This window comes from Micromonospora sp. DT44 (assembly GCF_049841635.1).
Classification (GTDB): domain Bacteria; phylum Actinomycetota; class Actinomycetes; order Mycobacteriales; family Micromonosporaceae; genus Micromonospora.
Genome location: NZ_JBNCKS010000009.1, coordinates 19,893 through 38,356, shown reverse-complemented (window position 1 = coordinate 38,356; position 18,464 = coordinate 19,893). Strand labels below are relative to the sequence as shown.

General features: G+C 73.3%; 14 protein-coding genes. 4 read left to right on the top strand and 10 right to left on the bottom strand.

Annotated elements, in window-relative coordinates; all coding sequences use genetic code 11:
- Positions 1-52 precede the first annotated feature (52 nt).
- From ACLQ25_RS07330 to ACLQ25_RS07300, 7 genes are all read right to left on the bottom strand, one after another.
- The gene (locus ACLQ25_RS07330) at positions 53-2,605 is read right to left on the bottom strand and encodes an LppU/SCO3897 family protein (protein ID WP_425730134.1); all 2,553 of its coding nucleotides are present in this window, start codon (positions 2,603-2,605) and stop codon (positions 53-55) included.
- A gap of 370 nt (positions 2,606-2,975) precedes the next feature.
- Positions 2,976-3,116 (bottom strand): hypothetical protein, encoded by a 141-nt coding sequence (locus ACLQ25_RS07325; RefSeq protein WP_425730133.1) that lies wholly within the window; start codon positions 3,114-3,116, stop codon positions 2,976-2,978.
- Between the two features lie 218 nt (positions 3,117-3,334).
- Positions 3,335-4,888, bottom strand: coding sequence for a dihydrolipoamide acetyltransferase family protein (locus tag ACLQ25_RS07320; RefSeq protein ID WP_425730215.1), 1,554 nt, complete (start codon positions 4,886-4,888; stop codon positions 3,335-3,337).
- A 5-nt stretch (positions 4,889-4,893) separates the two neighbouring features.
- Positions 4,894-5,883, bottom strand: coding sequence for an alpha-ketoacid dehydrogenase subunit beta (locus ACLQ25_RS07315; protein WP_425730132.1), 990 nt, complete (start codon positions 5,881-5,883; stop codon positions 4,894-4,896).
- The gene (gene pdhA, locus ACLQ25_RS07310) at positions 5,883-7,058 is read right to left on the bottom strand and encodes a pyruvate dehydrogenase (acetyl-transferring) E1 component subunit alpha (protein ID WP_355048474.1); all 1,176 of its coding nucleotides are present in this window, start codon (positions 7,056-7,058) and stop codon (positions 5,883-5,885) included. The genes ACLQ25_RS07315 and pdhA overlap by 1 nt, the downstream gene beginning before the upstream one ends.
- Before the next feature lie 588 nt (positions 7,059-7,646).
- Entirely contained in the window at positions 7,647-7,853 is a 207-nt protein-coding gene (locus ACLQ25_RS07305; protein WP_425730131.1) for a hypothetical protein, read from the bottom strand.
- A gap of 18 nt (positions 7,854-7,871) precedes the next feature.
- Positions 7,872-8,387 (bottom strand): hypothetical protein, encoded by a 516-nt coding sequence (locus ACLQ25_RS07300; protein ID WP_425730130.1) that lies wholly within the window; start codon positions 8,385-8,387, stop codon positions 7,872-7,874.
- 388 nt (positions 8,388-8,775) lie between these two features.
- Here ACLQ25_RS07300 and ACLQ25_RS07295 point away from each other — a divergent pair, with 388 nt between their 5' ends.
- Positions 8,776-9,399 carry a phosphoesterase PA-phosphatase gene (locus tag ACLQ25_RS07295; RefSeq protein ID WP_355048472.1) on the top strand — a complete coding sequence of 208 codons (624 nt, stop codon included), beginning with the start codon at positions 8,776-8,778 and terminating at the stop codon, positions 9,397-9,399.
- Positions 9,400-9,504: 105 nt separating this feature from the next.
- Here the strand turns inward: ACLQ25_RS07295 and ACLQ25_RS07290 are convergent, their stop codons facing one another.
- The 3 genes from ACLQ25_RS07290 to ACLQ25_RS07280 are packed head-to-tail and all read right to left on the bottom strand — an operon-like array spanning position 9,505 to position 14,266.
- Complete coding sequence (locus ACLQ25_RS07290; protein WP_425730129.1) at positions 9,505-10,728, bottom strand: hypothetical protein; 1,224 nt, start codon at positions 10,726-10,728, stop codon at positions 9,505-9,507.
- A gap of 38 nt (positions 10,729-10,766) precedes the next feature.
- Positions 10,767-12,452 (bottom strand): GTPase, encoded by a 1,686-nt coding sequence (locus tag ACLQ25_RS07285; RefSeq protein WP_425730128.1) that lies wholly within the window; start codon positions 12,450-12,452, stop codon positions 10,767-10,769.
- The gene (locus ACLQ25_RS07280; protein ID WP_425730127.1) at positions 12,449-14,266 is read right to left on the bottom strand and encodes an ABC transporter; all 1,818 of its coding nucleotides are present in this window, start codon (positions 14,264-14,266) and stop codon (positions 12,449-12,451) included. The genes ACLQ25_RS07285 and ACLQ25_RS07280 overlap by 4 nt, the downstream gene beginning before the upstream one ends.
- 220 nt (positions 14,267-14,486) lie before the next feature.
- On the opposite strand from ACLQ25_RS07280, the gene dnaK reads away from it, so the two are divergent.
- The 3 genes from dnaK to dnaJ all read left to right on the top strand — a co-directional run bounded on the left by dnaK (position 14,487) and on the right by dnaJ (position 18,434).
- Entirely contained in the window at positions 14,487-16,355 is a 1,869-nt protein-coding gene (dnaK, locus tag ACLQ25_RS07275) for a molecular chaperone DnaK (protein WP_425730126.1), read from the top strand.
- A gap of 47 nt (positions 16,356-16,402) precedes the next feature.
- Positions 16,403-17,161, top strand: a complete 759-nt coding sequence (gene grpE / locus ACLQ25_RS07270; protein ID WP_425730125.1) for a nucleotide exchange factor GrpE — start codon at positions 16,403-16,405, stop codon at positions 17,159-17,161.
- 85 nt (positions 17,162-17,246) lie between these two features.
- Positions 17,247-18,434: a molecular chaperone DnaJ gene (gene dnaJ / locus ACLQ25_RS07265; RefSeq protein ID WP_425730124.1), complete on the top strand. Its 1,188-nt coding sequence runs from the start codon at positions 17,247-17,249 to the stop codon at positions 18,432-18,434.
- The last annotated feature ends 30 nt before the right edge of the window (positions 18,435-18,464 follow it).

The following is an 18,464-nucleotide window of genomic DNA, read 5'->3' as shown; positions in this document are numbered from 1 at the left end:
CGGACGCGAAGCGGCGGGGCCACGGTCGCCCGTGACCCCGCCGTCGTCGGTCCTACTTGGTGGCCGGCTTGAGGCAGAGCACCCGGTTGGTGCCCTCGCCGGGCAGCACCACGTGGGGCTGCGCCGGGTCGGCGCACTTGTCCTTCGCATCCACCTTGGAGACGATCGTGAACGCGCCCGCGTCGGCGCAGTTCACCTCCGAGGCGCCCTGGCCAACCTGCTTGACGCAGGTGCCGACCGCCGGGTCGAAGGCCGGCGTGTCGTTCCCGCCACCGAACTTGCCGAGCAACATGAGCAGGCCGAGCGGCACCGCCAGGATGAGCACGGCGGCGATCAGCACCGCGGCCAGGACCCGCCCGTTGCGCACCTTTGGCGTGGGCGGTTCCACCTTGGGCTCGTCCGCGTCCGGCTTGAACGAGTCGAACCGGCCCTGGTCCGACTGGCTGGCCTCCTGGCCCCAGGACGGCGTGGGCAGCGGCGGCGGGAAGGCCGGGAACTGCGCCGCCGGCGGCTGCTCGACGGCTGGTCCGAAGCCCCCAGCGCCGTTCACCGTGGCGGTGCCGGCGGCCGGCGCGTCCGGTCCGAATCGGTCGTCCGGACGCTCGCCGCCGGACTGCGGCCGAACCCCGTTCATCGGCCGGTTGTTGCCCGGCGCGTCGACGAAGGACGGCACACCGGGCGGGAAGGCCGGCGGCGCGGCTGCGGCCACTGCGGGCGGCTCACCGAAACCGTTCGGCGCGGACGGCGCCTCCTCGCCCCAACCGGGGAAGCCCTGCCGTTCCGGCCCGTTCTGCCAGTCCGGCGGGCTCTGGCGCTCGGGTGCCTGCTGCCAGTCGGGCACGCCGGGACGGCCGGCGTCCTGCTGCCAGTCCGGTACGGCCGGGCGCTCGGGTGCCTGCTGCCAGTCGGGAGCGCTGGGGCGGTCGGCGTCCTGCTGCCAGTCGGGCGCGCCCGGGTGCTCGGGGCTCGGGTTGGCCTGGAACGCCTCGGGACCCGCCTGCTGCGGCTCGTCCTCCTCGGGCCGGGACGGACGGCCGTACACCCGGGGTTGGGGCGCGGCCGCGCTGGCCGGCCGCATCGCCTGGTCGGCCGGGGGCATCACGCGGCTGGCCAGCGGCACCGAGGCGCTCGCGGAGGCGCGGCCCGCCGCTGCGGCGGCCGAGTCGGCGTCCGCTACCGGTACGACCGCGCGGCCCGCCCCGGACTCCGGCGAGGTACGCGGAGCGGGCACGACGGCGGCACCCGCCGAGGCCTCCTCGCCCCGGCCCCAACCGACCGGCTCGGCGTCGTGCTGCACGTCCGGGGTGTCCCGCTCGGGGTACGCCGGCTGCTCGGGGAGCGCGGCGAACGGCGTCGGGGGCACGTAGTCGGCCGGCGGGGCGGCGGCGAGGCTCGCACCCGGTACGCGCTGCTCCTGCGGTGGCAGCGGCACGGCGTTGGCGGGTGAGATGCCGGGCGCGGGCGCGGGCTGGTACACCGGCGGCTCGTCGCCCCGGTCGGCCTCCCAACCGCCGCGGGCCTGTGCGGATGCCTCCGCCTCGGCGCGGCCCCACACCTCGCCCGCTGCCCACGGCACGGCCTGGGCGACGCCGGGAGCGGCCGGCGCCTGGTTGTCCGGGCCGGCGGCGGCCCAGCCGGGCGTCGCGTCGTTGCCGGGCACGCTGACGCTGGCCCGGGCGGACGCGGGGCCGGCCTGCTCGGCTTGGGGCCATGCGGTCGGTTCCGGATGCTCGACGGGCTGGTCCTGGGACGGAAGCACCCAGTCCGGCTGCTGCGGACGGCTCTTTGCCGCACCCCAGGCCGCGGGCTGCGGGGCGTCGTCCTGCGCGGGCCAGGTACCGGCCGGGACCTGGGCCGCGCCGCGCGCTCCGGCCGCTTCGGCCGGCGCCCAGCCAGGGGATGCCTGTTCGGCCTGCCCGGCCGGCTGGCCCCAGGTCTGGGGCGGCTGCTCGGCCGGCGTCCACACGGGCTGGTCTTCCCGGTCGGCGGCGGCCCCGACGGGCCATCCGCCCGATCCCGACGGGTCGTCCTGCTGCGCGGGTACGCCAGCGCGGCCGGCGTGCTGCGCCGGCTCGGCGTGCCACTCCGGGGCTGACGGGCTGACCGGGGCCGCCCCGCCGGCCCATCCGCCGGAGCGGGACGGGTCGTCCTGGGCGGGCCAGGCGGCGGTGGCCGGGGGCACCTGGGCGGCGCCACGCGCGGCCGGTTGGGCCTGCCCCCAGTCGGGCTGCTGCTCGGTGGAGGCGGCGGGCCAGGCGGGGGCCGGCTGCTCGGGTGGCGTCCAGGACTGCTGCGCGGGAGTCCACTGGGCGGTCGGGGCCGGCTCCGGAGGGCCTCCGGCGGCCCAGGCGGGCTGTGCCGGATCGCTGGGCTGCGGCGCGGCGGCAGCGCCCCACGCGGGGTTCGGTTGCTGCTCCACCTGGGTCGCCCAGGACGGGTTCGGCCGCGCGGGCGGCGGGGGTGGTGCCCAGCCCAGGTCGGGGCCGGCGGCGTTGTTGCCGTTGTCCGGCTGCGCCGGGCGGTCGCCGTACGGCGCCGGTCCGCCGGCGCCCGGTGACACCTCGTCCGGCTCCTGGCCGGGACGGTGCGGGCCCTCGGACGTCATGGGTGCGCCTCCTCCATCACATGTCGGCCGCCGGTGCCGATCGGTCTCCTCGGCATGGCTGCCGGCGTCACCGGCGTACCGCCGTGCCGGCTCCCCGCACCGTATCCGGTGGCCCCATGGGGCGTCCAAAGGAGCACCGGTCGTCACTGCCCGTCGCCGGGTGGTGTCGAGCAGCTTCTATCGGCTCGGCGTCGGCCGGGCCGGCGGGCGGGCGGGCGGGCGAAGCCCACCGTACCGGGCGCTGCGGCAGTGCGGAATCCCGGTGTCACGTGCGGGCGTCCCGGTGTGACGCACGGGCGAAACGCCGATGGCCCACCCGGTGGGTCGGGTGGGCCATCGATCTGGAGGAGGTGAGGAAAGTTGTGGAGCGTCAGCTCATGTGACGCTGGGCGATGACGAGAAGCTCCTCGCGAACGGCCGGCGAGTTCGCCGAGCGCAACGCGTGCTCGATGGCACGGGCGCGGCGGTTGGCGTCGCGGTGGTTGCGGAATCGCTCGATCATGCTGCTCATTGCTGGGTCCCCCTGGCTATTCGGTTGTCGGCCCCTGATGTGTCTATTCAACCGCAGAAGCCGGCCAACTTCCATCGATTATTAGGTGAGCTGAGACACCTGCCTAACAATCAAAGGTCAACAGGGCCTGTCGCCGACGGTTCCTTCGTCCAACGGACACGGCCGGTGTGCCGGGCGTTAACCCGTGGCACACCGGCCGTGGCTGGCGTCTCGAACCGTCAGGTCCAGGCGAGCAGCGCCGCCTCGGGGTCGGCGAGGAAGTCGCCGATGTCGCGCAGGAACTTCGAGCCCAGCTCACCGTCGATGATCCGGTGGTCGAAGCTCAACCCCAGGGTGGTCACCTGGCGAACCTTGACCTTGCCCTTGTGCACCCAGGGCATCTCCCGCACCGCGCCGAAGGCGAGGATCGCCGACTCACCCGGCGGCAGGATCGGCGTTCCGGTGTCCACGCCGAACACCCCGACGTTGGTGATGGTCAGGGTGCCGCCGGACATGTCGGCGGGCGAGGTGCGGCCGGACTTCGCCGTCTGCACCAGGCCGTTCAGCGCGTCCGCCAACTCGCGCAGCGAGAGCCGACCGGCGTCCTTGACGTTGGGCACGATCAGGCCGCGTTCGGTCGCCGCCGCGATACCAAGGTTGACGTACTCCTTGACCACGATCTCGTCACCCGCCCAGGTCGAATTGACCATGGGATGACGCTTGACGGCCAGCAGCACGGCCTTCGCCACCAGCAGCAGGGGCGAGACCCGTACGTCGCGCCACTCGCGCCGGCCCCGCAGGCGCTCCAGCGCCCTCATCGCCCGCGTCACGTCGACGGTCAGGAACTCCGTCACGTGCGGGGCCGTGAACGCCGAGCGGGACATGTTCTCGGCGGTGAGCTTGCGCACCCCCTTGACCGGGATGCGCTGCTCACGGTCCGCGCCGAAGCTCGCGGCGCTCGTCGCGGTCGAGGTGGTCGCGACCGGCTCGGCCGCCACGGCCCCGCGGGACGCCTGCTGTACGTCCTCCCGCGTGATCGAACCCAGCGGCCCCGACCCGGAAAGCGTCCCCAGGTCAACCCCAAGATCCTTGGCAAGCTTCCGAACCGGCGGCTTCGCCAAAACCCCCGCCCCGCCGAACCCCGCCCCGCCGAACCCCGCCCCGCCGGGCCTTGCCCCGCCGGGCCTTGCCCCGCCGGGCCTTGCCCCGCCGGGTCGATCATGGACGTGTGGTGCCGGACTTGTGGGGGCTGGGGCGGTTTTGTCACCCACCACAACTCCATGATCGACCGACGCGGGGGCTGCGGTGGTCGCGGCCTGCGCCGGGACGGCACCCTTGCGGGGGCGGCGCTTCGCGCTGGTCGTACGGGGGCCGTAGCCGACCAGGACCGCCGTGCGGCCGCCCGGGGCGGGGCCGCCGATGAGACCGGGCTCGACCATGCCCTCGGCCGGGGCCACCTCCACGGCCGCCAGCGACGCCGCCGACGGAGTGGGCAGGTCACCGGCGGGCGTGGCCGTGGTGGACGGAACGTCCAGCGGACCCGCGCCCGGGTCGGTGTCGATCGCGATGATCGGCGTACCGACCTCGACCGTGGTGCCCTCCGGGTGGTGGATCGCCTGCACCTGTCCGGCCCACTTCGCCGGGATCTCCACCGCTGCCTTGGCCGTCTCGACCTCGACGATCGGTTGGTTCAGCTCGATGGTGTCGCCGACCTTGACCAGCCAGGCAAGGATCTCGCCCTCGGTCAGCCCTTCGCCCAGGTCGGGCAGGTTGAACGTCTTGATCCGGGACATGGCGCTCACCAGCCGAAGGAGCGGTCGACGGCGTCGAGCACCCGGTCGAGGTCGGGCAGGTACTCCTCCTCCACCCGGGCCGCCGGGTAGGGGGTGTCGAAGCCGGTCACCCGCAGCACGGGCGACTCCAGGGAGTAGAAGCACTCCTCGGTGATGCGGGCGGCCAGTTCGGCGCCAAGCCCGATGTTGGACGGCGCCTCGTGCACCACGACCGCGCGGCCGGTGCGCTTCACCGACTCGTAGACCGCGCCCAGGTCCAGCGGGGACAGCGTGCGCAGGTCGATGACCTCCAGCTCCCGGCCGTCCTCGGCGGCGGCCGTCGCGGCCTCCAGGCACGTGCGCACCATCGGGCCGTACGCCAGCACGGTCGCGTCCGTGCCGGGCCGCACCACGCGCGCCGAGTGCAGGGGGTACGCGTCGGACAGCGGCGCGTCCAGGTCCACCGGGCCCTTCTCCCAGTAGCGCCGCTTGGGCTCCAGGAAGACGATCGGGTCGTCCGAGGCGATGGCCTGCTGGATCATCACGTACGCGTCCTGCGGGTTGGAGCAGGTCACGACCTTCAGACCGGCGGTGTGCGCGAAGTACGCCTCCGGCGACTCGGAGTGGTGCTCGACCGCGCCGATGCCGCCGCCGAACGGAATGCGGATCACCATCGGGATTGTGAGCTTGCCGCCCGAGCGGTAGTGCATCTTGGCCACCTGCGACACGATCTGGTCGTACGCGGGGTAGACGAAGCCGTCGAACTGGATCTCGCAGACCGGTCGGTAGCCACGGATGGCCAGGCCGACGGCGGTGCCGATGATGCCGGACTCGGCGAGCGGGGTGTCGATCACCCGTTGGTCGCCGAAGTCCTTCTGTAGTCCGTCGGTGATCCGGAAGACGCCGCCGAGCTTGCCGACGTCCTCGCCCATGATGACGACCTTGTTGTCGTTCTCTAGGGCGCGGCGCAGACCGGTGTTGAGGGCCTTGCCGAGGGTGAGCGTCTCCGTGGCCATCAGTGGGCGCTCCCCTCGAACGACTCCATGTAGCGGTTGAACTGCGCACGCTGCTCGTCGAGCAGCGGGGAGCCGTTGGGGTAGACGTGGTCGAACATCGTCACCGGCTCCGGGTTGGGCATGCTGAGCACCCGCTCGCGCAGGTGCACCGACTCGCGGCGGGCCTGCTCGTCGACCTCGGCGAAGAAGGCCGCGTCGGCGATCTGCTGCTTCTCCAGGAAGGTCTTGACCCGCAGGATCGGGTCCTTCGCCTGCCACGACTCCACCTCGCTGGCGATCCGGTAGCGGGTCGGATCGTCGGAGGTGGTGTGCGCGCCCATCCGGTAGGTGTACGCCTCGATCAGGCTCGGGCCCTGCCCGTGCCGCGCGTTGTCCAGCGCCGTGCGGGTCACCGCGTACGACGCCAGCACGTCGTTGCCGTCCACCCGTACGCCGGGGAAACCGAAGCCGGCGGCCCGCTGGTAGAGCGGGACACGGGTCTGCCGCTCCAGCGGCTCGGAGATGGCGTACTGGTTGTTTTGGCAGAAGAAGACCAGCGGCGCGTTGAACACGCTGGCCCAGACGAATGCCTCGTTGACGTCGCCCTGGCTGGTGGCCCCGTCACCGAAGTAGGCGATCGCGGCCTCGCCGTCGTCGGTGCCGACCTTCCCGTCCATGGTGATGCCCATGGCGTACCCGGTCGCGTGCAGGGTCTGCGCCCCGATGACGATCGTGTACATGTTGAACTTGAACTCGTTCGGGTCCCAGCCGCCCTGGTCGACCCCACGGAACAGGCCGAGCGGCATGATCGGGTCGATGCCCCGGCAGTAGAGGACGCCGTGCTCCCGGTAGGTCGGGAAGGCCATGTCCTGGGTACGCAGGGCACGCCCCGAGCCGACCTGCGCCGCCTCCTGGCCCAGCAGGCTGGCCCAGAGGCCCAGCTCGCCCTGCCGCTGCAACGCGGTCGCCTCGGCGTCCAGCTTGCGGACCAGCACCAGGTCGCGGTAGAGCCCGCGGTACTCCTCGTCGGTGAAGTCGACGCGGTACTCGGTGCCGTCCGGTCCGGTGGCGCTGTCGATCCGCTCGCCTTCGGGGGTGAGCAGCTGCACCAGCTCGGGATTGCCGGCCGCGCCCTTTCTGGAGCGGGGAGCTGCCCGCCTGCTGCGGGTGGTGCCCCCGGGGTCGCCCTTTGCCATCGGTCTCTCCCTGTCGTGTCTGCGTCGGCACCGGGGGGTCACCCGGCCACGCAACTCGTGCGCCTGTCCGGCTGCTGCCGGACCGGTTCCTGGCGGCCGCGCCTAGCCCGGGTGGGGGTTGCCGCGCGGCGTGAGCCGAGTTCTGGCCGAACCCGGATCGGGAGCGCCGGCGCCGGGCCGCGTCTGCCGCGGGGGTGCGCGGAGGTCGCGGCTGCGTTGCCGTCGTGCTCCATATTCGCAGAGCAGGTGAGCGTGCCCACAGTACGCCCAGGTCGCATTCCGACCGCCCACGGTTTGCCACCCTTTGTCGTCATCATGACGCTGCGCGTCCACCGGGTGATCCGGTGCTGATTCGTCACCGTTCTGTCGGTGCCGCGTGTCGACACGCGGTGGGTGTTGGCTGACGGACCGTAACTGGGCGAGGCTGATTCCGCAGGATCGCGCCGATCGGGTGATTAGTCGGATTAACACCCTCGCGCGGTGCCCACAGCAGCGACCCGCAGGGTCCGACGACGAGGGGTGTGCGGTGGACGAGTCAGGTGACGGGCCCGGCACACCCGTGCTCGGCCGCCACCGTTCGCCGGGCGGCTACCGCCGGGTGATCGGAGCGCACCGGGCAACCGGCGCGGGTGGCCCCTCCCGGGGATACCTGCTCACCGTCGCACTTCTGGCCGGCACCGCGTCGATGCCCGTGCTCGCGGCGATCAGTGCGGGCTCGGCCACTCCCGGCACCTCCGCGTTGCCGGACACCAGCACGCCGTTCATCCCGACCCCGTCGGTCGGACCGGTGGTCATCCCGATGCCGGTGACCAGTCAGCCGCCGCTCGTGCTCCCGTCCCCCGGCACGCCCAGCGCCGGCCCGACCGCGACCACCGGCTGGCTGCCCGGCGCGCCCCGGCGTGTGCCGGACGACTCGTGGTACGGCCCGCACGTCGACGACCGGGTGCCCACCCGCCGGGTGGTGTCCGCGCCGCCGGCATCCCGGCCCACCCGCAGCGCCCCGCCGGCCGGGCCACCGGCCAGCCCGTCGCCGGTGCCGTCGCCGACCGCGCCCCCGGATCCGGACCCGACCGGGACGTCCACCCCGAGCCCGTCGCCGACCGATCCGACGACACCCACCGCAACCGACCCGGGGACACCCGCCACGACCGATCCGACGACCCCCACCCCCGTCCCCACCAGCACCCTCTCCGCCCCGGCGACCACACCCCCGCCGTCGCCCACCCCCCGCCCGTCCCCCACCCCCCGCCCGTCCCCCACCCCCCGCCCGTCCGCCACCCCACCCGAGTCCACCACCGCGCCGTCACCGACGCTCGCGCCCAGTCCCACCGCCGCGCCCGCAGACCGCCGCGATCTTGCACTTTCTGTCGCGACATAAGACTCGATACCGCCCATAACGACAACAGAAACCGCAAGATCGCCGCAATCGTGGAGGCCCGCGCCCGGACCCCGCCAACCTCAAGGCCCTCGGGCAGGCGCAGCCCACCCCTGCGGTCCCTCCCGGTGATCAAGAGCTTTGCGTCAAGGATCGCGGTCGCGGTGACGCAAACTTCTTGATCACCACGGGCGACCGCGGGGGCCGTTCGGGGGAGGGGGCGGGCGGGCGCGTCCGTCGGCGGCCGGACCCGTGCATCCGAAGGCCGTCTCGGCGGTACGGTGACGGGCAGGTGCCGCCGAGACGGCGCTGGTCAGCGGTGGCGAGTAGCCGGGGGGTGGCGTGGGCGGCGGTGCGGAACCCCGCCCGGTCGCCCCTCGTCCCGGTCCGGGGCTGCGGGTCGCCCGGCTCGTCACCGAGCTGACCGCGCCGGCCGTGCTGGTATCGCTGCTGATCATCACCGTGAGCTGGCACAGCAGTCGGGACAGCGTTCGAGGGCTGGTGTGGGGCCTGCTCGCGACGGTATTCGTCACCGGCATCCCGTTCGCCTACATCGTCGGTGGGGTCCGCCGGGGGCGACTCACCGACCACCACATCGGCCGTCGGGAGCAGCGCCGGGTGCCCCTGCTGGTCGGACTCGGCTCGGTCACCGCCGGGCTCGCCCTGCTCGTCGTCCTCGGCGCGCCACGGCCCCTGCTGGCGCTGGCGGTGGCGGGGCTGGTCGGACTGGTGGTCGCCGTGTCGGTGAGCCACTGGTGGAAGATGTCGATCCACTCGGCGGTCTCCGCCGGCACCCTGGTCATTCTGGCGTTGACCTTCGGACGCGGGCTCCTGGTCGCCGCGCCGCTGTTGGGCGTGGTCGGCTGGGCCCGGGTACGCCTGCGGGACCACACCGTCGCGCAGGTGCTCGCCGGCGGGGTACTCGGCGCGCTGATCGCCGCCGTCGTCTTCGGTGCCCTGCGCTGAGCGGGCGAACCCAAGCGGCCGAGCGGAGCTGAGCGGGCAACCCAAGCGGCCGAGCGGACCCCATCGGGCGGGTGGCCTGGTGCTGCCACCCGCCCGATGGGTCCGTCAGGCGCCGTCGTCGGCGAGTCGGTGCCGGTTCGCCTCGATCCAGGCGTCGAGCGCGGCCGGGTCGTCCGGGTCCACGCCGTCGGCCATGAGTTGCGCGACGGCCGCCGTGGCCGGGCTACGCCGCTCGCCGGTCGAGTAGAGCCGCGCGAACTCCGGCACCATCTCCTCGATCGCCTCGTCGGTCCGCTCGGCGGCGGCCTCGGGCAGCCCGCGCTGCTGTGACGCGTACCGGGCCCAGGCGCGCAGCACCCGGGGCAGCATCGCAGCGTCGTCCATGTCGAGCACGGCACGGCGGTGCACCCAGTCGAGCAGGAAGAGCCCGGACACCGCCGGACTCCACCGCATCGGGTCGGAGTCGGGGAAGGACGCCGCGTGGTCCAGCAGCAGGCTCAGGCAGAAGTGCAGCGAGGCGAGCTCGGGACCGTCGACGCTGTCGAGCCCTAACCGGGCGGCCTCTGGCGACGCGAGGAACCGCCGGACCAGGTCGGTGCGCTCGGCGGCGGACAGCGGTTCGACCTCGGCCGGGCCGGTCGGCACGGCGGCCATGGGCAGCACCGCGAGCCGGGCGCCCACGAGCGCGCGGTCGGTGGCGAGCGAGCCCTCGCCGGGCAGCTCGCCCAGGTCGTCGGTGACCGAGAGGTGACGGGCCACCTCGCCCCGCAGCCGGGACGGGTCCTCGGTGCGGAACCAGGTCAGCTCGTCGTCCGCGCACATCTGCCGGACCTGGTCGAGGATCCGTTCGGCGGGCCCGCCCACGAAGATGTCCTTGGTGATCCCGATGTTGTGGTCGACGAGGGCCACCAGCGCGTGCTCCGGGCCTCCGGCCGCGTCGTCGTACGCGAAGGTGGCGAGGTAGGAGGTCTGGTCGCCGTAGACGTCGCCGTACGCCCAGCTGCCGGTGAGGTGCACCCGGGTGAGCTGGCTGGACCAGGCGGGGGCCTGGCTGCCGGGGCGTACCCGCTCGACGCCTTCGGCGGTCGGAACGAGCGCGGCGAAGACCTGGCGGATGGTGGTCGCCGCCGCGATCCGGCGGCGGGCGGTGGCGGCGAGGAAACCGGTGACGAACTCCCGCACGGCGGTGTCGCGGTCGGTCTCCGCGATTGCGTAGATACTGCCCAGCAGTGCGCTGCCGAGCATCTCGGCGTCGAGGGCGGACTCCAGCTTGGTCACGTCGCGTGCGGCGTGCAGCACCGCGTCGTAAGGGGTCTGAGGCGTGGCCATGCTTCGACCCTACGCCGCTCGGGGCGTACGCAGAGGCGTCAGCGGCGGGCAGCCTCACTGAGCGCGTCGCGCGCCTGCGCGTACGAGGCGAGCACGATCCTTACCGGGGCGAGCACGTACTCCTCGCCGACCTCGGCGACCCGGACCGTCAGCCGCTGCCGGGCGCGGGCCCGCGCCCGTTGGGCCGCCCAGCGCACGACCGGTCGGGTCAGCGCCGCCGTCAGTAGCCCGGCCAGCAGGCCGCCGAGCAGCAACACGGTCGGCATCGGCACCTGGCCGACCATGGGGTTGTCCAGCGCGGGAAGGCCGAGCGCCCGCAGCGCGTAGCCGAGCGCCAACCAGCCCAGACCGACCGCGGCGGCCAGGGTGACCAGCCACTGCACGCCACCGACGACCCGCCACCACACCGGCTGATGGGCGAGGCCGAGGTCCGTGCCGGCGATCGCGCGGTCCAGCGCGTCCGGCAGGTCGTCGAGGCGGGACCGGGCGGCGGAGGTCACCGCCGTCGGCCAGGCGGCGGGCAGGTCGCCGCCGGTCCGGTCGGCCACCGCACGGATCGCCAGACCGAGTGCCGATCGTTGGGCGGCCGTCGGATCGGGCACCGAGGTGGCCGCCACCAGGCTCTCGGCGGGGTCGGCGTCCGCGCCGGCCGGGCCGGGCAGGTGCAGCCGGCGAAGCGGGTCGGGCCGCAGTCGCCGCCAGCCCCGGACCACCGGCCAGCCGGTGGCCGCGCCGGCCCGATGTCGGTACGCCCGCTCCACCGCCTCGCTCACCGCCGGTACTCCGGCGGCGCCGGCCAGTGCCCGGTTCAACCCGGCGACGGTCGCGTCGTCCAGACCGCCTCCCGGCCGGGCCGAGCCGATCATCTCGTCCAGCCCGGCGACGACGCTGTCGACGTCGCCGGCCAGTCGACGCAGGGCGGCCTGCCGCTCGGCGACCGTACGCTCCAGCGCGGTGCGCAGCCCGACTATCCCGTCCGGGTCGATGGCGGTGGTGGCGAGCAGGGGTACGCCGGTCAGCCCGTCGGAGTCGAGCAGTCGGCGCAGGTCGTCCAGGACGCGCGGCAGCTCGGCCACCGGCAGCCGGTCGGCCTGGTTGAGCACGACCAGGGTGACGTCCCGGTGCCGGTGGAACTCGCGCAGGTAGCTGTCGTGGATGACCCGGTCGGCGTACTTCTGCGGGTCGACCACCCAGACCACTTGGTCGACGAGGCCGAGCAACCGGTCCACCTCGAGGCGGTGGGACCGCTGGACCGAGTCGAAGTCGGGCAGGTCGAGCAGGATCAGGCCGTGCAAGGGCGTCTCGTCGTCGCCGTCGAGCGCGCTCTCGCGGACGAAGCGGTGTCGGGGCAGCACCCCGATCCAGTCGAGCAGCCGGTTGGCGTCCTCCAGTGGCCCCCACACGCACGCGTGCGTCACGCCGGTGGTGGGTCGGCGGACGCCGACCGGTGAGAGTTCGAGCTGGGCCAGCGCGTTGAACAGGCTGGACTTGCCGCTTCCGGTCGCGCCGGCGAGGGCGACGACGGTGTGGTCGCGGGACAGCGCGAGCCGGGTGCCGGCCCGTTCGACCAGGGTGTGCGCGGGCACCAGTTCGGCGTCGGGCAGCAGACCGTCGACGGCGGTCAGGAGGCGGCGTACGGCGTCCAGGCGGGCGATCAGCCCGTCTGCGTCGATCCGCTGGTTGCCGCGGAGGGCCTCGCGTACCCGGCCGGCGATGTTGCTCATCGCGAACTCTCCTCGTCGCTGGCCAGGCCACTGCGGTGCCGGGCCAGTTCGACCCGCCCGGCAGCCTGGCGCAGCGTGTCGCCGGCCGCCTCGGCGGGCCGGGCGTCGGCGGTGCGGGTGAGGAAGCGGTCGGCCTCCGCGTCCAGCAGCGTCCGCACCCGCGCCAGGAGGTCGACCCGGGCCTTGGCGGCGAGGGTACGCACCGCCTGGTCACCGAAGATCGCCTGGAGTACGGCCTGTGCGGCGACCGTTGTGCCGGCCCCCGTCGCCACCTCCAACCCGGTGGGGATGAACGCGGTCGAGGCGAATACGGCGATCATGACGGCCAGCCCGGTGGCGTTCACCGCGTACGCGGCAGTGCGGGCCACGAAGCGCTTGTCGCCGCCCTCGACGCGGACCAGCTCCAGCACTCCGCGTTGCCAGTCCCGGACCATCCGCTCGGCGCGTTCGGGCAGGTCGCCACTCGGGTGGGCGAGCGCCGGATCGAGCAGGTCCGCGCCGGCCGGGTGCGCCTTCCACCCGGTGTACGCGGATTCGGCGGCTTCGGACGCCACCCCGCGCAGCAGGGTGACGAGTTGCGACTCGATGGCGTTGCGCAGTTCGGCGGAGGGTGCGGGACGGCCGGTGACGGCGGCCACCATCCGGTCCCGTAGACGCCCAATGCGGGCCTCCAGTGTGCGGAAGAACTCGCCCGTCCCGACGAATTCCTGCCAGCGGGCCAGCACCTCGCCGCGGAGCAGTCGACCGTCCCGCAGACCCTGCTCGACGGTCCGTTCGGCACTGCGGTACGCCGCCCGTACCCTCTCGTCCAGCGCGTCGGCGGCGGTGACCTGCTCGTCGGCGGCGTCGGCCAGCTCCTCGACGGCGGGGTGCAGGGCGGCCAGCGCGCCGTCGAGCGTCTGCCGGACCACCGCGGCGCGGGCGTCGGCGTCGGCGGCGAGGCGGGCGAACCACTCGGCCAGCGGCGCCGTGACGCCCTCGGGCAGCAGCCCCTGACCGTCGACCCAGGTCTCCGGCAGCACGAACAGCGGGGCGCGGCCCAGATCCTGGGCGGCGAGCATCTCGGCGAGGTGGGCGGCGATCTCGTCGCTGGCCTCGGCGGGTACGCGGTCGAGCACCATGGCGATCACGGCACCCCGGGCCCGCGCGCTGCGCAGCAGCTCCCACGGCACCGCGTCGGCGTACCGGGCGGCGGTGGTGACGAACAACCACAGGTCGGCGGCGGCGAGCAGTTGACTCGCGAGCGCGCGGTTGGCGTCGACCACCGAGTCGATGTCCGGCGCGTCGAGGAACGCGAGGCCCGGGGGGAGGGCCGGAGCGGTCACCAGGTGCAGGGAGCGCGGGTCGCCGCTCGGCTCGGTCGTACGCGTCAACCCGGGCAGCAGGTCGCCCTGCCGGAACCAGGCCGCGTCGGCCGGGTTGCACACCAGCACCGGGGAGCGAGTGGTGGGTCGCAGCACACCGGCGGCGCTGACCCGGGCCTTGACCAGGCTGTTGACCAGGGTCGACTTGCCCGCGCCGGTAGAGCCGCCGACGACCACGAGCAGTGGGGCGTCCAGCCGGGCCAGTCGGGGCAGCAGGTAGTCGTCGAGTTGGTCGGTGAGGGCACCGGCGGCGTGCCGGGCGGAGCTGGCAGAGGGCAGGGCGAGCGGATAGCGGGTCGCGCCGATCGCGGCCCTCAGGCCCGACAGCGCGCCGGGGAGGCTGTCGTCCCCGGGGGTGACGGACGGCTCCTCCGCGGCGTCCGGCGGGCCGGTGCGGGCGGCGACGGCGGGCGCGCCGGAACGGGTGGCGGAATCGCCGGGCGTCGTCACCGCTAAAGCGTGCCCGACCGATGCAAGGGAAGACAACCGGACGGTAATAACGTCTGGGTTGCGCCGGGTCGGCTCAAGTCGACTTGACGATTCGCGGGCGCGTGGCACTATTGAGTCAAGTTCACTCAACTTGTGGTGGGGCCCGCTGCGGGCGGCGCCCGCCAAGCAGTCGCGGGCGGTGCCCGTCACCTGCACAACCTTACGAAGCGAGGAAGCGAAGATGGCACGTGCGGTCGGTATCGACCTCGGCACGACGAACTCCTGCGTCAGCGTTCTCGAGGGCGGTGAGCCCACCGTCATCGCCAACGCTGAGGGCTCGCGGACGACCCCGTCGATCGTCGCGTTCGCCCGCAACGGCGAGGTGCTCGTCGGTGAGGTCGCGAAGCGCCAGGCGGTGACCAACCCGGACCGGACGATCCGTTCGGTCAAGCGTGAGGTGGGCACGAACTGGTCCGTCGACATCGACGGCAAGAAGTACACCCCGCAGGAGATCTCGGCCCGGACCCTGATGAAGCTCAAGCGGGACGCCGAGGCGTACCTGGGCGAGCAGATCACCGACGCGGTGATCACCGTCCCGGCCTACTTCAACGACAGCCAGCGGCAGGCCACCAAGGAGGCCGGTGAGATCGCCGGCTTCAACGTGCTGCGGATCGTCAACGAGCCGACCGCGGCCGCCCTGGCGTACGGGCTGGACAAGGGCTCCAAGGAGCAGACCGTCCTGGTCTTCGACCTCGGTGGCGGCACCTTCGACGTGTCGCTGCTGGAGTTGGCCGAGGGCGTCATCGAGGTCAAGTCGACGAGCGGTGACAACCACCTCGGTGGCGACGACTGGGACCAGCGGATCATCGACCACCTGGTCAAGACGTTCCGCGGTGAGCACGGCATCGACCTCGGTCAGGACAAGATGGCCCTCCAGCGCCTCCGTGAGGCCGCCGAGAAGGCCAAGATCGAGCTGTCCGCCGCCACCACCACCAACATCAACCTGCCGTACATCACCGCCGGCTCCGCCGGCCCGCTGCACCTCGACGTGACGCTCAGCCGCGCCGAGTTCCAGCGGATGACGCAGGACCTGCTGGACCGCTGCAAGGGCCCGTTCGAGCAGGCCGTGAAGGACGCCGGGATCAAGATCTCGGACGTCGAGCACGTCATCCTCGTCGGTGGTTCGACCCGGATGCCCGCCGTGACCGACCTGGTCAAGCAGCTCACCGGCCGCGACCCGAACAAGGGCGTCAACCCGGACGAGGTCGTCGCCGTCGGCGCCGCCCTGCAGGCCGGTGTGCTCAAGGGTGAGGTCAAGGACGTCCTGCTGCTCGACGTGACCCCGCTGAGCCTGGGCATCGAGACCAAGGGCGGCATCTTCACCAAGCTCATCGAGCGCAACACCACCATCCCGACCAAGCGCTCCGAGGTGTTCACCACCGCTGACGACAACCAGCCGTCGGTGCTGATCCAGGTGTTCCAGGGCGAGCGGGAGATCGCGGCCTACAACAAGAAGCTCGGCACCTTCGAGCTGACCGGCCTCCCGCCGGCGCCGCGCGGCGTGCCGCAGATCGAGGTCGCCTTCGACATCGACGCCAACGGCATCGTCAACGTGCACGCCAAGGACCTGGGCACCGGCAAGGAACAGAAGATGACGATCACCGGCGGCTCCTCGCTGCCGAAGGACGACATCGAGCGCATGCGCCGGGACGCCGAGGAGCACGCGGAGGAGGACAAGCGTCGCCGCGACGACGCCGAGACCCGCAACGTGGCCGAGGCGCTGCAGTGGCAGACCGAGAAGTTCCTCGCCGAGAGCGGCGACAAGCTGCCCGGTGAGAACCGGGAGCAGCTCAACGAGGCGCTCGGCGAGCTGCGGGGCGCCCTGGGCGGCCAGGACATCGAGAAGATCAAGTCGGCGCACGAGAAGCTGGCGCAGGTCTCCCAGCAGGCGGGTTCGCTGCTCTACGCCCAGCAGGCCGAGCAGGGCCAGCCCGGTGGCGAGGCCGGCCCGGGTGCGACCGGCGCGACCGGTGCCCCGGGTGGCGCCCAGACCGGTGGGGCGGACGACGTGGTCGACGCGGAGATCGTGGACGAGGACGGCAAGAAGTGACTGCCCACCTCCGAGACGTATCCACGGCGAAGGGATGAGGTAGCCCCATGACGCAGAAGCCACGAGCCGCCGACTCGGACAACACCGGGTCGACGCCGGGTGGCTCCGCGCCCACGGAGCCGGCCACCGGCGCCGAGGAGCGGGTCGTCATCCGCAACAACCGCAAGCTCAGTGACGCGACGGAGCCGGAGGGCACCGCCGCCGACGCGGAGACCGGCGTACCGGCCGAGGGTCTGGTCGAGGACGCCGAGGTAGTGGTCGACGAGATTGAGGTCGAGGTCAACGCCACCGACGGGCCGGAACCCTCCGGTCCGGCGGTGGTGGACGCCCCGGCGCAGCCGGTGGACGGCGGCGGCACGGGGACCACGCTCGGCGCCGAGCTGGAGGCGCTCCGCGCCGACCTCGACGAGCGGACCAGGGACCTGCAGCGGGTGTCGGCGGAGTACGCCAACTACCGCAAGCGGGTCGACCGCGACCGTGCCCTGGTGCAGGAGCAGGCGACCGGCTCGGTGCTGGCCGCGCTGCTGCCGATCCTCGACGACCTGGACCGGGCACGGGAACACGGCGACCTGGTCGGACCGTTCGGAACGGTGGCGGACCAGCTCACCGCCGCGCTGGGCAAGTTCGGCCTGACCGCGTTCGGCGAGCAGGGCGACCCGTTCGACCCGACCCGGCACGAGGCCGTCGCGCACCAGACCTCGGCCGAGGTCAGTGAGCCGACCTGCGTGCAGGTCATGCGGCGCGGCTACCAGCTCGGTGAGCGGCTGCTGCGCCCCGCGCTGGTCGCGGTCGCGGATCCGGAATAGTGCGAGACGGTGACCGGGCCGTCCCGTCCGCCGCGCTGCGGTGGGCGGGACGGCCGGGCCACGACGGTCGGAAGGGGGTGGACCGGTGAGTTCGAAGGACTGGCTCGAGAAGGACTTCTACGCCGTGCTCGGCGTGGACAAGGCCGCCTCCGCGGATGACATCAAGAAGACGTACCGCAAGCTGGCCCGGGAATCGCACCCGGATCACAATCCGGGCGACCCGAAGGCCGAGGAGCGGTTCAAGGCCGTCTCCGAGGCGTACAACGTGCTGTCGGACGCCGGCCGTCGCCGGGAGTACGACGAGATGCGCTCGCTGTTCGGTTCGGGCGCGTTCCGGCGCAACGCCCGCGCCGGCAGCCAGCCGGGCGGGATGCCGTTCGACGTCTCCGACCTGTTCGGCGGCGGAGCGGGCGGCGGCGATCGCCGTTTCGGCGGTGGCGCCGGTTTCCAGGACCTGTTCAGCTCGATCTTCTCGGGCGGGCAGGCCGGTGGGCAGGCCGCGGCGCGTGGTCCGGCCCGGGGCCGGGACGTCGAGACCGAAGTGGCGCTCGACTTCGGCGACGCGGTGCGCGGCGTGACCCTGCCGCTGACGTTGCGCGCCCCCGGTGTCTGCGACACCTGTCACGGCAACGGCGCCAAGCCCGGCACCCAACCGCGTACCTGCCCGGTCTGCCACGGGGCCGGGGTGACGACCCGCAACCAGGGGTCGTTCAGCTTCTCCGAGCCGTGCGGCAACTGCCAGGGCGTCGGCACCGTGGTGGAGGAGAAGTGCCCGGAGTGCCACGGCAGCGGCGGGGTCACCAAGACCCGCACGATGAACGTGCGCTTCCCGGCCGGGGTGGCCGACGGCCAACGCATCCGGCTGGCCGGGCGCGGTGAGCCGGGTGAGCGCGGTGGCCCGGCCGGCGACCTGTTCGTGCACGTGAAGGTTCGACCGGACGAGTTGTTCGGGCGTACCGGCGACGACCTGACGTTGACGGTGCCGGTGACCTTCCCGGAGGCCGTGCTCGGCACGGACCTGCGGGTGCCCACGCTCGACGGCGCGGTGACGCTGCGGGTGCCGCCGGGCACGCCCAGCGGGCGTGTGCTGCGGGCCCGGGGCAAGGGCGTGGTCCGCCGCGACGGGCAGGCCGGCGATCTGCTGGTCACCCTGGACGTGGTGGTGCCCGCCCGACTGACGGACGAGGCGCGGGCCGCGCTGGAGGCGTTCGCCGAGCAGAGTCCTCCGGCGGCGCGGGAACATCTCGACGCGCGTGTGCGTCGGGTCGGATAGTCCGGTGGGATGGACGCGGAGGTGAGCGGG

What these genes read in the sequence shown, in the direction of transcription:
- ACLQ25_RS07290 (WP_425730129.1), bottom strand. Translation starts at nt 10,728, where the DNA reads ATGGCCACGCCTCAGACCCCTTACGACGCGGTGCTGCACGCCGCACGC.
- pdhA (WP_355048474.1), bottom strand. Translation starts at nt 7,058, where the DNA reads ATGGCAAAGGGCGACCCCGGGGGCACCACCCGCAGCAGGCGGGCAGCT.
- ACLQ25_RS07285 (WP_425730128.1), bottom strand. Translation starts at nt 12,452, where the DNA reads ATGAGCAACATCGCCGGCCGGGTACGCGAGGCCCTCCGCGGCAACCAG.
- dnaK (WP_425730126.1), top strand. Translation starts at nt 14,487, where the DNA reads ATGGCACGTGCGGTCGGTATCGACCTCGGCACGACGAACTCCTGCGTC.
- ACLQ25_RS07315 (WP_425730132.1), bottom strand. Translation starts at nt 5,883, where the DNA reads ATGGCCACGGAGACGCTCACCCTCGGCAAGGCCCTCAACACCGGTCTG.
- grpE (WP_425730125.1), top strand. Translation starts at nt 16,403, where the DNA reads ATGACGCAGAAGCCACGAGCCGCCGACTCGGACAACACCGGGTCGACG.
- ACLQ25_RS07320 (WP_425730215.1), bottom strand. Translation starts at nt 4,888, where the DNA reads ATGTCCCGGATCAAGACGTTCAACCTGCCCGACCTGGGCGAAGGGCTG.
- ACLQ25_RS07305 (WP_425730131.1), bottom strand. Translation starts at nt 7,853, where the DNA reads ATGACCACCGGTCCGACCGACGGGGTCGGGATGAACGGCGTGCTGGTG.
- ACLQ25_RS07325 (WP_425730133.1), bottom strand. Translation starts at nt 3,116, where the DNA reads ATGAGCAGCATGATCGAGCGATTCCGCAACCACCGCGACGCCAACCGC.
- ACLQ25_RS07330 (WP_425730134.1), bottom strand. Translation starts at nt 2,605, where the DNA reads ATGACGTCCGAGGGCCCGCACCGTCCCGGCCAGGAGCCGGACGAGGTG.